This is a genomic window from Acinetobacter sp. AS23 (genome assembly GCF_023612055.1).
GTDB classification, from domain to species: Bacteria; Pseudomonadota; Gammaproteobacteria; order Pseudomonadales; family Moraxellaceae; genus Acinetobacter; species Acinetobacter oleivorans.
Map to the genome: position 1 here is coordinate 845,548 of NZ_CP082274.1, position 12,971 is coordinate 858,518.

The following is a 12,971-nucleotide window of genomic DNA, read 5'->3' on the forward strand; positions in this document are numbered from 1 at the left end:
TTTTTAAATCATTGCCTAAATTATTAGAATTAACAAAATAGGCAATATTGAAATTATCGAACAATTAAAACAGGAATATGACTTTCGCCTAAGACTTTTTGTGCAACACTACCCAGTACAAGTTTTCGGACCCCTGTACGGCCATGAGAACCCATAACAATCAGATCTACATTTAAGTCTTGAGCTGCCTGAATAATCTCTTCATGTACAACAAAACCTTCAAGTAGTTTGGTTTCGACAGTAATGCCTTCATTGGCAAATTCTTGTTTTGCATGTTCTAAAATATCGAGTAAATAGGTTCTTGTCCGTTCAATCAAATCATTCGTTTGACCAGTTTTTACATAGGCGTCAGCAATAAACGGATCAAGAGCCATAACTTGCACAACCGTAATTTTGCTATTTAACGCTTTTCCCAGTTTGATTGCCTCTTTCATGGCAATTAAAGAAGTTTCAGAACCGTCAATTGGTACAAGAATATGTTGATATAACATGAGTGTTTTCCTTATTGTAATGATGCTTATTTATTCAATACTTTATACTTATTTTTTGACGATTTAAATTCAAGCACGTAATCATTTGTGAGTTTATAACAACAAATTTTTGTAGATATATTTTTATAGATTCCGCAAATTTTCCATATGTGTAGATAAAGCATCTATATCTTCAGTTTGTAAATATTCGCGTATTTTTAAAATTTGCTTCTCATCCAAATCATAAAGTCTTAAAGCAAGCAGTTTATCGATTTGTTCTTGAGGAAAACGATATTTAATAATTTTCGCAGGCACACCACCTACAATTGCATAGGGGGGAACATCTTTAGTGACCACAGCCCCAGTTGCAACCACTGCACCTTCACCAAGTGTGACCCCTTGCATAATCATTGCACGACTACCAATCCAGCATCCATCGCCAATTACAGTATCACCAGCTGCTAAAAAACTACGGGTATCAAAAGGGAAAGTCGAAATCCAGTCTGGTCTATGAAGTTGGTTGCCACCCATCATAATGACGCATTCAGCACCAAAGCAAACAAAATTACCAATATAAAGTTGGTCAATTGGTTTGTCTGGTGTCGAGGCTTTATCATGTAAATAACGCACGACACAACGTTCAAAACCTTGATCCCAATAGGCTGAATAATAAGAATAATGACCACTGATATGGATATTGGGGTTTTTAACAGTTTTATGGATAAATTCAAACTCACACCAATGACGAACTGGAGTGTTAATTAAAGAGTTATCCATGTGTGATTTCCCAAAAATATATCAATGGTATTGAATAAAAACCCCTCATAAAGAGGGGCTAGTTGTGCATTATCTTAGAGATATTCTACACTTACAATCTCATATTCGACTTCGCCTTGAGGAGTCACGATTTTTACTTCATCGCCTTCACTCTTACTCAAAAGACCACGTGCGATTGGTGAGTTCACCGAGATTTTATTAATTTTAAAATCTGCTTCGTCATCGCCAACAATTTTATAAGTTTTACGTTCTTCAGTATCAAGATTTTCAATTGTTACTGTTACACCAAAAACAACACGGCCATTTTGCTCAAGTGTTTTAACATCAATTTCTTGAGCAGCGCCTAATTTACCTTCGATATCCTGAATACGGCCTTCACAGAAACCTTGCTGTTCACGTGCAGCATGATATTCAGCATTTTCCTTTAAGTCGCCATGTTCACGTGCTTCTGCAATAGCTTGAATAATACGTGGACGTTCAACAGATTTTAAATGTTGTAATTCTTTCTCTAAGGCAATTTTACCTTCAGGGGTCATTGGATAGCGTTGCATTTTGGTCCCTCTTAATTTGAGAAAACACAGTTAAAAAAAATGAAAAAATCCCGCCACCGATAAGGTGACGGGACTTATCGGTAACAAATTAACCTACAGTTAAATCTTGCAAGCGGTATACATCCATTGGCAATTTCACATCAAAAGCTTGGCAAACAGCTTCTGCACCATTGATAGTCGTTGTGTAATACACTTTGCCTTGTAGGGCAGCACGACGAATCATTGCAGAGTCATATTGAGCTTGTTTACCTTCAGTGGTATTGACAATAAGGTGTATTTCACCATTTTTCAAGCGGTCAACAATATGTGGACGACCTTCAGTCACTTTATTCACAGATTCACATTCTAAACCTGCTTCTTTAAGCACTTGGTATGTACCACCTGTTGCAATAAGCTTGAAGCCATATGCAGCTAATTTCTTAGCGATATCTGCAATATATTTCTTGTCAGATTCACGTACAGATAAGAAAGCATGTTTTACTTCGCCTTCAGTTGGTAAACCTGGTAAGCGATCATTTGAGCCTAAAACAGCTTTATAGAATGCTTCACCAAATGTTTTACCAACGCCCATTACTTCACCTGTAGACTTCATCTCAGGTCCAAGCATTGGGTCTACGCCTTGGAATTTAGCGAATGGGAAAACAGCTTCTTTGACAGCAAAGTGTGTTGGAATGATTTCTTTAGTAAACCCTTGAGATTCAAGAGATTGACCAGCCATACAACGTGCAGCTACTTTTGCTAAAGAATCACCAATACATTTCGATACGAAAGGAACTGTACGTGAAGCACGTGGGTTAACTTCAAGAACGTAAACATCATCGCCTTTAACTGCGAACTGAACGTTCATCAAACCAACCACACCAAGCTCTTTTGCCATAGCAACAGTTTGACGACGCATTTCATCCTGAATTTCTTTAGATAAAGAATAAGGAGGAATTGAACATGCAGAGTCACCAGAGTGAATACCTGCTTGTTCGATGTGCTGCATGATGCCGCCGATCACAACGTCTTTACCGTCAGATACACAGTCAACATCAACTTCAGTTGCATCATCTAGGAAACGGTCAAGAAGAACAGGAGCTTCGTTAGATGCCTGAACTGCTTCACGAAGGTAACGTTTAAGTTCTTCTTCGTTGTATACGATTTCCATTGCACGACCACCTAATACATAAGATGGACGAACAACTAACGGATAACCTACTTTCGCAGCTTCAGAGATACCTTCTTCAGCAGATTTTACAATGCTGTTGTTTGGTTGACGAAGCTGTAAACGTTGGATCATTTGTTGGAAACGTTCACGGTCTTCTGCACGGTCAATTGCATCTGGTGATGTACCAATAATTGGTGTACCAGCTTCTTCTAAAGCACGTGCCAATTTAAGAGGCGTTTGACCACCGTACTGTACGATCACGCCTTTTGGCTTCTCAGTACGTACAATTTCAAGTACATCTTCAAGTGTTACAGGTTCGAAGTACAAACGATCTGATGTGTCGTAGTCAGTAGAAACAGTTTCAGGGTTACAGTTAACCATGATTGTTTCATAACCATCTTCACGCATCGCTAACGCAGCGTGTACACAGCAGTAGTCAAATTCGATACCTTGACCAATACGGTTTGGACCGCCACCAATCACCATGATCTTGTCACGATTTGATGGATTTGCTTCACATTCTTCATCGTAAGTTGAATACATGTATGCAGTACCAGATTCAAACTCGGCAGCACATGTATCAACACGTTTGTAAACTGGATAAACACCTAAGTTCCAACGTTGTTTACGGAATTGCTTTTGTGAAATACCCATGAGGTGCGCAATACGAAGGTCAGATAAACCTTTGCGTTTGAATGCACGGATATTGTCAGCGTTTAAGTCACCAAAACCTAAAGCTTTTACTTCAGCTTCAGTTTTAACGATGTCTTGAATTTGAATGAGGAACCAACGATCAATTTTGGTTGCTTCAAACACTTCATCTAAAGAGAAACCATGACGGAAAGCATCTGCTACATACCAGATACGCTCAGGGCCTGGAACTTTAAGCTCTTTTAAAATGGTTTCTTTTGCATTTGTTGCGCCAGCTTCGATTTTTTCATCGAAACCGCTTACACCAACTTCAAGACCACGTAATGCTTTTTGTACAGATTCTTGGAAGTTACGGCCAATTGCCATGACTTCACCCACAGATTTCATCTGAGTGGTAAGAACTGGTTCTGCTTGCGGGAATTTCTCAAAGTTAAAACGAGGAATCTTCGTTACAACATAGTCAATCGATGGTTCGAAGCTTGCAGGAGTCACGCCACCAGTGATGTCATTTTTCAATTCATCAAGGGTATAACCAACAGCAAGTTTTGCTGCGATTTTTGCGATTGGGAAACCTGTTGCTTTAGAGGCAAGAGCAGATGAACGAGATACACGTGGGTTCATTTCAATGACAACCATACGTCCATCTTTCGGGTTAATACCGAACTGAACGTTAGAACCACCTGTTTCAACACCAATTTCACGAAGAACTGCAACCGAAGCATTACGCATCAATTGATATTCTTTGTCTGTTAATGTCTGAGCAGGAGCAACGGTAATTGAGTCACCCGTGTGAACGCCCATTGGGTCAAAGTTTTCGATCGCGCATACGATAATACAGTTGTCGTTTTTATCACGAACAACTTCCATTTCGTATTCTTTCCAGCCAATTAAAGATTCATCAATCAATAACTGGTGAGTAGGAGAGAGGTCAAAACCACGTTCACAAATTTCAAGGAATTCTTCGCGGTTATATGCAATACCACCGCCCGAACCACCCATTGTAAATGATGGACGAATAATTACTGGGAAACCAAAGCGTGATTGGATTGCTAAAGCTTCTTCCATTGTTTCAGCAATGGCAGCTTTTGGACATTCCAATCCAATTTTACGCATAGCGATATCGAAGAGTTTACGATCTTCGGCTTTCTCAATCGCTTCTTTGCTTGCGCCAATTAATTCAACATTATATTTTTCAAGAACGCCATGCTCATCAAGTGCGAGGGCACAGTTCAATGCAGTTTGACCACCCATAGTTGGTAATACTGCATCTGGACGTTCTTTTTCAATAATCTGTGCAACTGTTTGCCAAGTAATTGGCTCAATATAAGTTGCATCAGCCATTGAAGGATCTGTCATGATGGTCGCTGGGTTAGAGTTAACCAAAATAACACGGTAGCCTTCTTCACGAAGAGCTTTACATGCTTGAGCACCTGAGTAGTCAAACTCACATGCCTGTCCAATCACAATCGGGCCAGCACCAATAATTAAGATGCTTTTAATATCCGTACGTTTAGGCATTATTCGCTCCGTAATTACTGTTTAGATGCTTCGATAAGTTCGATGAAGTGATCGAACAAAGGTGCACAATCATGTGGACCAGGGCTTGCTTCAGGGTGACCTTGGAAGCTGAAAGCTGGTTTGTCTGTGCGGTGGATACCTTGTAAGGTGCCATCGAACAATGATTTATGCGTTGCTTTTAAGTTAGCCGGTAAAGTTTCTGCATCTACAGCGAAACCATGGTTCTGTGAAGTAATCATCACTGTACCATCTTCAAGATTTTGTACAGGGTGGTTAGCACCGTGGTGACCATGGTTCATTTTTACAGTTTTTGCACCAGAAGCGAGTGCCAAGATTTGGTGGCCTAAGCAAATACCAAATACAGGTAATGTTGTGGTTTCAACAATAGTTTTTACAGCTTCGATTGCGTAATCACAAGCAGCTGGATCGCCAGGACCATTTGAAAGGAATACGCCATCCGGATTAAGTGCCAATACTTTTTCAGCCGGAGTTTCTGCAGGTACAACGGTTAATTTGCAACCGCGGTCTGCAAGCATACGTAAGATGTTGGTTTTGACACCGTAATCGTATGCAACTACATGATATTTTAATTCAGGTTGAGAGAAGCCCTGACCTAGAGTCCATGAACCTTCAGACCATTCAAAACCAGTTGGATCACAACATTCTTTTGCAAGGTCTAAGCCATTTAAGCCACCAAAAGCACGAGCTTTTGCAATTGCTTCTTCTTCAGTAATATTTTCACCAGCAAGGATGCATCCGTTTTGTGCACCAGTCTGACGTAAAATACGTGTTAATTTACGCGTATCAATATCTGCGATTGCAACAACATTGTGTTCTTGCAGATATTCACTAAGAGACTGCTCAGCACGGAAGTTACTGTGTAGTAGAGGAAGGTCACGAATAATTAAACCATTCGCCCATACTTTATGGATACGACCAGATTCAACGTCTTCCGCGTTACAACCAGTGTTACCAATATGAGGGTAAGTTAATGTCACAATTTGTTGTGCATAACTTGGGTCAGTCAAAATTTCTTGATAGCCAGTCATGGCTGTGTTAAAAACGACTTCTCCAGTCGTACTTCCCGTTGCGCCGATTGACGTTCCTTTAAAGATCGTTCCATCTGCGAGGGCTAAAATGGCGGGGATGCTCAAACCAAAGCTCCTGAATTTCGGCTGTAAAAAAGCGAGTAGACCCAAAAAAGATCGGCAATGTTTGGATAAAACATGCCCTCCCTATCGGTCTGCCCGCTTGTAACTTAACAGCGCATTATACGCATGGAACCCCTCAAAGTCTATTTCTTTTCTGCTAAAAAATATAATTCATTGCTTGCTTTTTATAAAAAAATTATCCACTCATCTGAATCAGATACTTTTGATAAATTGTCTAACAATTTGCAAGGTGAATTCTTTGAACTGGATTTATTGTATTGCTAGTTAAAAAATAAACAATATGAGGAAATAGTATGAGCAATAATGAAGTTTCAAAAGAGGTGAGTGAAAAAACTCAAGCAGTAGTTGAATCAGTCAAAGCTGAGGTCAATGAAGTGAAAGAAACGATAGCTGCAACTACAACTAAGGCTAAAAAAACAGTAACCGCTAAAACTGCACAGGTAAAAGAAACTGTTGCTGAAAAAACTGAGCAAGTTAAAGAAGTTGCTACTGAAGCAAAAGCTCAGGTAAAAGAGGCGATTGCTGAAACTCAAGAACAAGTCCAAGAAGTTTTAAGTGAGGCTCAAGAGAAAATTGAAGCTGAAACTCACGAGTTAAATAAAAATATTCAAAATCAATTTGTCCAAATTAAACAAGATATTTTACAACGTCTTGATGTGATTAAGGCTCAGTTTAGTACTTCGCAAGAAGGCTTATCTGATCTTAAAAATGCTTTGAAAGCAGAAATTAATGCGCTTATTGAAGATTTAACGAAAGTGAGCAAAGAGCTTAAAGGTGATATTAGCCAGATTTCTTTGAAACACAAAGATTCTCTAAGTGAAAGTATTAAACGTACTAAAAATAATGCAGTCGAAGCTTGGAATAAAGCACGAGACAATTAATAATCTCTGCTTTGATCCAGCTATAAAAAAGCGAGAATTAATTTCTCGCTTTTTTATTTTTAGAACTGATGTAACCAGTCACGTTTATTATGGAAATCTGCACTTTTTCCACTATGCTGCATTGCATAGTACTGCATACCTTCTTTGGTTTTTAAAACTGTAGTTAAACCTAAATAAAGGTTTGCCCATTTCAAGCGATGCTGTTGCATAAATTGCCCTAAATCGAGACTAACATTTAAGCCATAGTGAGTACGCTTGAGATGATTCAGTTCAATATCGTAAGCAGCAAGGGGAGGTATACTTTCTGGATAGCGATATTCTTCAAACTGATATGACTGCCATGCTTGAGAAGGGGAAAGATTAATCTCCCGATAATAATCTTCATCATGCACGCCAACAAAAATTTCGAAACAAGTTTCTTCCCACAAAAAATCTTGACGAGGATGAGCCGCGATTTCTTGAGGCCAGATAATAAGTTGATTTGGATCACGGATCCAAAAACCAATATTTAAAGTATAAGGTGCTTGCTGTTCAATTGCGCCAACAACGGAAACAGCATGAAAACGATCAAAAGCTGAAAGTTCGTAACTTGCCATAGTTTGTCAAATTAAATTAGTTTGCTAAGTGAGCGTGACGAACAAGATTAGACAAATGCTGGTTTTGTTTAGCTGCTTTTTTGTAAAGCAAAACAATTTTACCAATTTTTTGCACAGCTTCTGCACCTGTTGCTTCTACAATTGCTTCAATTGTTGCAGTACGCGCTTCACGGTCTTCACCAGCAATCTTAACTTTAATAAGTTCATGGTCGTTTAAAGCACGAAGCGTTTCTTCGATTACCGCGTCTGTTAAGCCTTGTCCACCAATCATGACAACCGGATTAAGCACATGACCAATTTGACGTAAACGTTTACGTTCATGGATAGATAAAGCGGCCATTAAAAATACCTGATTTTAAAAACGGCTTAGTATAGCAAAAAACTTAAATCCAGATGTACGAAAAACTGTATAAATAATCGATCAACATTATTGGAAAAAAACTGTAAAACTTAGTGAGATTACGCTACATCCGTACTGTAATGAGAGTAATTTTCACGTACAATGAACGATCAGAAGTTTTTTTGATATTTAGTGAGTTATGGCAACACGCATTACAAACCAGAAATTGTCGAAAAGTAGTCGTGCGTGGATGAGAGAACATCTAGACGATCCTTTTGTTAAAAAAGCTCAAAAGGAAGGGTATCGTGCTCGAGCGGCCTATAAACTTCTTGAAATTCAAGAAAAATATAAGCTGATCAAGCCAGGCATGACGGTAGTAGATTTAGGCGCGGCTCCTGGTAGTTGGTCTCAAATCGCTGGGAAACTTGTTGGTAGCAAAGGTTTAGTGATTGCTTCCGATATTTTGCCTATGGATGCTTTGCCTGATGTCACTTTCTTACAAGGCGACTTTAGAGAAGAAGATGTATTTGAAAAATTGTTAAATATTTTAAATGGGCGACAAGTAGACATTGTAATTTCTGATATGGCCCCCAATACATCTGGTAATAGGGCTGTTGATCAACCTAGACAGATTTACTTATGTGAACTGGCTTTAGATTTTGCTCAAAAGGTTCTTGGTCCTAATGGACAACTTGTGGTTAAAGTGTTCCAAGGTGCAGGATTTGATGAGTTTCGTAAACAAGTAGTTGATAGTTTTGATGTGTTAAAAACAGTAAAACCAGCAGCTTCTCGTGCACGATCTAAAGAAGTTTTTTTGGTTGGACAAGGGCGTAAGAAAGCATTGCAATAAAGTTTACTTGCCAAGCTCCTAAAAATTGTGCATTTTGTACTTTTAGGTTATCCGCAAGCAATACAGTTGCTGCTTTTATGACGATCGGCCAAGATTGGGCATGATCAAATTAGATCGATATGGGAATAAAGCTTTGAGCGATTACTTCAAGAATGCCGTATTGTGGCTAATAATACTTGGTGTTCTGATTTTAATTTTCAGTAATATCAGTGACCGCAACAAGCCTACTGCGATGAAATATTCAGATTTCGTTGCAGCGGTGAATAGTGGCCAAATTAAGCAAGTCACAATTGACGGTTTAAATATTAATGGTGAAAAAACTAACGGATCACAGTTTGAAACTGTTCGTCCGCAAGTTGAAGACACTGAGCTTATGCCAAGCTTAAATAAACAAAATGTTGTTGTTGAGGGAACAGCTCCACAACGTCAAGGCATTTTGATGCAACTTCTCATTGCTAGTTTCCCTGTACTGTTAATCATTTTGTTATTCATGTTCTTTATGCGTAACATGGGTGGTGGTGCAGGCGGAAAGAATGGACCGATGAGTTTTGGTAAATCGAAGGCAAAAATGCTTTCTGAAGACCAGATCAAAGTCAATTTTTCTGACGTCGCCGGCTGTGATGAAGCAAAACAAGAAGTTGTTGAAATTGTTGATTTCTTAAAAGACCCTGCAAAATTCAAACGTTTGGGCGCGACTATTCCTCGTGGCGTACTTATGGTTGGTCCTCCGGGTACTGGTAAAACATTATTAGCTAAAGCAATTGCTGGTGAAGCGAAGGTTCCTTTCTTCAGCATTTCAGGTTCTGACTTTGTAGAAATGTTCGTGGGTGTGGGTGCGTCCCGTGTCCGTGATATGTTTGAGCAAGCGAAGCGTCACGCGCCATGTATCATCTTTATCGATGAGATTGATGCAGTTGGTCGTCACCGTGGTTCGGGTACAGGTGGTGGTCATGATGAGCGTGAACAAACCTTAAACCAGATGCTTGTGGAAATGGATGGTTTTGAAGGTAATGAAGGTGTAATCGTTATTGCTGCAACTAACCGTGTTGATGTGCTTGATAAAGCATTATTACGTCCAGGTCGTTTTGACCGTCAAGTAATGGTTGGTTTACCGGATATTCGTGGTCGTGAGCAAATTCTGAATGTACATTTGAAAAAATTACCTTCAGTTACAGGTGTGGACATGAAAGTGTTAGCACGTGGTACGCCAGGTTTCTCTGGTGCACAGTTGGCTAACCTTGTTAACGAAGCTGCATTATTTGCTGCACGCCGTAATAAGAATACGGTCGACATGCATGACTTTGAAGATGCAAAAGACAAAATCTACATGGGTCCAGAGCGTAAGTCGATGGTTCTACGTGAAGAAGAGCGTCGTGCAACTGCTTATCATGAAGCTGGTCATGCAATTGTTGCAGAGATTTTGCCTGGTACAGATCCTGTTCATAAAGTAACGATCATGCCACGTGGTTGGGCTTTGGGTGTAACTTGGCAGTTACCTGAACAAGACCAGATTAGCCATTATAAAGACAAGATGCTAAATGAAATTGCGATTTTGTTTGGTGGTCGTATTGCTGAGGAAGTGTTTATCCAACAGCAATCTACTGGTGCTTCAAACGATTTTGAGCGAGCTACTAAAATGGCGCGTGCAATGGTTACTAAGTACGGTATGTCTGATAAAATGGGCGTCATGGTTTACGAAGATGAAAACCAAAATGGTTTCTTTGGAAATGTAGGAAGCCGTACGATTTCTGAAGCAACTCAACAGTTAGTTGATGAAGAAGTGCGTCGTATTCTTGATGAGCAATATAAAGTTGCACGTAATATCTTAGAAGGTAATAAAGATATTGCCCATGCAATGGTAAAAGCTTTGATGGAATGGGAAACCATTGATCGTGATCAAATTCGTGACATTATGGAAGGCCGTGAACCGCAACCACCTAAGGTGTATGTTGCTGAAAATCCAGTGGCTGCATTTGAACCACCAAAAGATGGTCCATCTACACCACCACCATTACCAGCAATGAACTAAATGAGTTAAGCAAAAGAGCCACAGTCATGTGGCTCTTTTTTTATGCATGTATTTCAGACAAAGCCGAAAAGAAATCAGCAGTATATTGATCAGAGTCTTGTTAAAATATTGCCGAATATTAAATTGGAGCTTGTCATGCAGTTAATGCCTTTACCTCAGCAAATTCTACAATGTGGGCAGCTTCAGTTAGATTTATCACAGCCTCATGTTATGGGTATTTTAAATGTCACGCCAGATTCTTTTAGTGATGGTGGAAAACATAATCAAGTAGATCAAGCTATTGCTCATGCGCTAATCATGATAGAACAGGGTGCTACCATTATTGATATTGGTGGGGAATCTACCCGTCCAGGGGCATCTGAGGTAAGTGTAGTAGAAGAAATTAGAAGAGTTGTGCCTGTAGTTGAAACTTTAGCTAAACATGATGTGATTCTATCAATTGATACGAGTCAGCCAGATGTTATCCGTGCAGCAAAAGAAGCGGGTGCTCATATTTGGAATGATGTACGTGCGCTTACTCGACCAAATGCTTTAAAAACGGCAGTAGAGTTGGATATCCCTGTGGTGATCATGCATATGCGTGGTGAGCCAACTACAATGAATCAGCTAGATCAATATGCGAATGTGACATTGGATGTGATGCAAGAGCTTCAGCAGCGTCTGGAAGAGGCTTTAACTGCGGGTGTAAAAAAACAGAATATTATTATTGATCCTGGGTTTGGTTTTGCAAAAAATGCGCAGCAAAATTTAAGACTGTTAAATGAATTTTGGAAACTTAGTGAAATGGGTTATCCAATTTTATCTGGCCTTTCTCGTAAACGTTTTATTGGTGAAGCTTTACACGGCGTAGCTGCAGATCAGCGTGCGGTAGGAAGCGTTACGGGGCATTTACTTAGTATTCAGCAAGGAGCGTCAATTGTTCGTGCACATGATGTAAAAGCCATGCATGATGCAATTCTTGTTTGGAAAGCGATGAAACAAGCTTAAAAAATAGACTTTTATAATCAGGTCATGATTGATTAATTTCATGGGTTAGATGATTGAGTCAGGGAAAATTGTCGTTATTGTTTTGAAAATATGTTATAAGCGGCAGGTTTCTGCTGCTGTGTAAACTTTTGTATGTTCGAAGACTTACTTCTCCCAATGTTTGATGACGAGTATTATCCAGATATTTTAGTTGCTGAACTCAAGCAGTTAATTGAACAATTTGCCAAAAAAGTTCAGAAGCCTGCTTTAGCTGATCAGGATATTTATCGATATGCTCATCAAACTGTAATTGAAATTAATGAAATGAAACCTCAGTTCGAAGATCTAGATTCTTCCTTAGATGATAGTGCTGCTGACTATATTGCTGAAGCAATGATGATGGTGGCACAGGATGCAGGATATTTAGACCTTGAAATGGAAGAGCTGGTGATGAATCGAGAGTGGTGATTACTCTCGATTCACAATACCTTCAAATGCATCTAATAAATGACAAGATGCTTTTAAATGAATTTCATCTAGTTCTTTAGTTTTTAAAACTAAAACACCATTCTCTTGAGAGTTGGCATCTACTAATAAAGTGATCTAATACGTTTCTATTTTTCGTTCTAATATCTTGAATTTATTTATTATCTGTTTAGGTACGTTAATTAAATAATCATCTTTGATGATAGAGTAACCTGAAAAATACTAATGGTTATCTCTGAAATAAACAGTGCTAGAAAAAAGATCTGTAGCATGAACCTTTGTTAAGAGAAGGATGCTAAATAAAAGTAATAATATTCTTATCATACAATTCATTTTAATTAGGCATAAAAAAACCAGCTTACGCTGGATTCTTTGTAGCACCAAATTCAATATTTGAAAATGGTGCCCGGGGCCGGACTCGAACCGGCACGCTTTGTGGGCGGGGGATTTTAAATCCCCTGTGTCTACCTATTTCACCACCCGGGCATGTGCGCAATAATAGAGGACAAGTACGCGATTGGCAAGAGAAAATCA

13 protein-coding genes and 1 tRNA gene are annotated in these 12,971 nt (G+C 39.2%); 6 read left to right on the top strand and 8 right to left on the bottom strand.

Going from position 1 to position 12,971, the window contains the following annotated elements; genetic code table 11:
* Positions 1-53 precede the first annotated feature (53 nt).
* From K6I41_RS03985 to carA, 5 genes are all read right to left on the bottom strand, one after another.
* Complete coding sequence (locus tag K6I41_RS03985; RefSeq protein WP_250375241.1) at positions 54-491, bottom strand: universal stress protein; 438 nt, start codon at positions 489-491, stop codon at positions 54-56.
* A gap of 123 nt (positions 492-614) precedes the next feature.
* Positions 615-1,247, bottom strand: coding sequence for a CatB-related O-acetyltransferase (locus K6I41_RS03990; protein ID WP_174765457.1), 633 nt, complete (start codon positions 1,245-1,247; stop codon positions 615-617).
* Between the two features lie 74 nt (positions 1,248-1,321).
* On the bottom strand, positions 1,322-1,798 hold the full coding sequence (greA, locus tag K6I41_RS03995) for a transcription elongation factor GreA (protein WP_005307940.1): 477 nt from the start codon (positions 1,796-1,798) through the stop codon (positions 1,322-1,324).
* 88 nt (positions 1,799-1,886) lie between these two features.
* Positions 1,887-5,117 (bottom strand): carbamoyl-phosphate synthase large subunit, encoded by a 3,231-nt coding sequence (gene carB / locus K6I41_RS04000; RefSeq protein WP_004790453.1) that lies wholly within the window; start codon positions 5,115-5,117, stop codon positions 1,887-1,889.
* A 14-nt stretch (positions 5,118-5,131) separates the two neighbouring features.
* Positions 5,132-6,271 (bottom strand): glutamine-hydrolyzing carbamoyl-phosphate synthase small subunit, encoded by a 1,140-nt coding sequence (gene carA, locus K6I41_RS04005; protein ID WP_005307938.1) that lies wholly within the window; start codon positions 6,269-6,271, stop codon positions 5,132-5,134.
* A 123-nt stretch (positions 6,272-6,394) separates the two neighbouring features.
* Between carA and K6I41_RS04010 the strand changes: the two genes are divergently transcribed.
* Both K6I41_RS04010 and K6I41_RS04015 read left to right on the top strand, forming a co-directional pair.
* Positions 6,395-6,553: a hypothetical protein gene (locus K6I41_RS04010; RefSeq protein WP_081399114.1), complete on the top strand. Its 159-nt coding sequence runs from the start codon at positions 6,395-6,397 to the stop codon at positions 6,551-6,553.
* 29 nt (positions 6,554-6,582) lie between these two features.
* A complete protein-coding gene (locus K6I41_RS04015; protein WP_049837312.1) occupies positions 6,583-7,170 on the top strand; it encodes a hypothetical protein in 588 nt (195 codons plus the stop codon).
* A 59-nt stretch (positions 7,171-7,229) separates the two neighbouring features.
* Here K6I41_RS04015 and K6I41_RS04020 read toward each other — a convergent pair whose 3' ends face one another.
* Together K6I41_RS04020 and yhbY are read right to left on the bottom strand one after the other, a co-directional pair.
* On the bottom strand, positions 7,230-7,766 hold the full coding sequence (locus tag K6I41_RS04020) for a DOMON-like domain-containing protein (protein WP_250375242.1): 537 nt from the start codon (positions 7,764-7,766) through the stop codon (positions 7,230-7,232).
* Positions 7,767-7,782: 16 nt separating this feature from the next.
* On the bottom strand, positions 7,783-8,106 hold the full coding sequence (gene yhbY / locus K6I41_RS04025; protein ID WP_004790462.1) for a ribosome assembly RNA-binding protein YhbY: 324 nt from the start codon (positions 8,104-8,106) through the stop codon (positions 7,783-7,785).
* Between the two features lie 199 nt (positions 8,107-8,305).
* Between yhbY and rlmE the strand changes: the two genes are divergently transcribed.
* The 4 genes from rlmE to K6I41_RS04045 all read left to right on the top strand — a co-directional run bounded on the left by rlmE (position 8,306) and on the right by K6I41_RS04045 (position 12,419).
* Positions 8,306-8,956, top strand: a complete 651-nt coding sequence (rlmE, locus tag K6I41_RS04030) for a 23S rRNA (uridine(2552)-2'-O)-methyltransferase RlmE (protein WP_004790464.1) — start codon at positions 8,306-8,308, stop codon at positions 8,954-8,956.
* A 133-nt stretch (positions 8,957-9,089) separates the two neighbouring features.
* A complete protein-coding gene (gene ftsH / locus K6I41_RS04035) occupies positions 9,090-10,985 on the top strand; it encodes an ATP-dependent zinc metalloprotease FtsH (protein ID WP_034591375.1) in 1,896 nt (631 codons plus the stop codon).
* Between the two features lie 135 nt (positions 10,986-11,120).
* Entirely contained in the window at positions 11,121-11,972 is an 852-nt protein-coding gene (gene folP, locus K6I41_RS04040) for a dihydropteroate synthase (protein ID WP_250375243.1), read from the top strand.
* A 132-nt stretch (positions 11,973-12,104) separates the two neighbouring features.
* On the top strand, positions 12,105-12,419 hold the full coding sequence (locus K6I41_RS04045) for a DUF5713 family protein (protein WP_005307931.1): 315 nt from the start codon (positions 12,105-12,107) through the stop codon (positions 12,417-12,419).
* A 418-nt stretch (positions 12,420-12,837) separates the two neighbouring features.
* Here the strand turns inward: K6I41_RS04045 and K6I41_RS04050 are convergent.
* A tRNA-Leu gene (locus K6I41_RS04050) sits at positions 12,838-12,923 on the bottom strand.
* Between the last annotated feature and the right edge of the window lie 48 nt (positions 12,924-12,971).

Coding starts and splice junctions, on each gene's coding strand:
- greA (WP_005307940.1), bottom strand. CDS start 1,798: ATGCAACGCTATCCAATGACCCCTGAAGGTAAAATTGCCTTAGAGAAA.
- K6I41_RS03985 (WP_250375241.1), bottom strand. CDS start 491: ATGTTATATCAACATATTCTTGTACCAATTGACGGTTCTGAAACTTCT.
- K6I41_RS04015 (WP_049837312.1), top strand. CDS start 6,583: ATGAGCAATAATGAAGTTTCAAAAGAGGTGAGTGAAAAAACTCAAGCA.
- rlmE (WP_004790464.1), top strand. CDS start 8,306: ATGGCAACACGCATTACAAACCAGAAATTGTCGAAAAGTAGTCGTGCG.
- K6I41_RS04010 (WP_081399114.1), top strand. CDS start 6,395: ATGGAACCCCTCAAAGTCTATTTCTTTTCTGCTAAAAAATATAATTCA.
- K6I41_RS04045 (WP_005307931.1), top strand. CDS start 12,105: ATGTTCGAAGACTTACTTCTCCCAATGTTTGATGACGAGTATTATCCA.
- K6I41_RS03990 (WP_174765457.1), bottom strand. CDS start 1,247: ATGGATAACTCTTTAATTAACACTCCAGTTCGTCATTGGTGTGAGTTT.
- K6I41_RS04020 (WP_250375242.1), bottom strand. CDS start 7,766: ATGGCAAGTTACGAACTTTCAGCTTTTGATCGTTTTCATGCTGTTTCC.
- folP (WP_250375243.1), top strand. CDS start 11,121: ATGCAGTTAATGCCTTTACCTCAGCAAATTCTACAATGTGGGCAGCTT.
- carB (WP_004790453.1), bottom strand. CDS start 5,117: ATGCCTAAACGTACGGATATTAAAAGCATCTTAATTATTGGTGCTGGC.
- yhbY (WP_004790462.1), bottom strand. CDS start 8,106: ATGGCCGCTTTATCTATCCATGAACGTAAACGTTTACGTCAAATTGGT.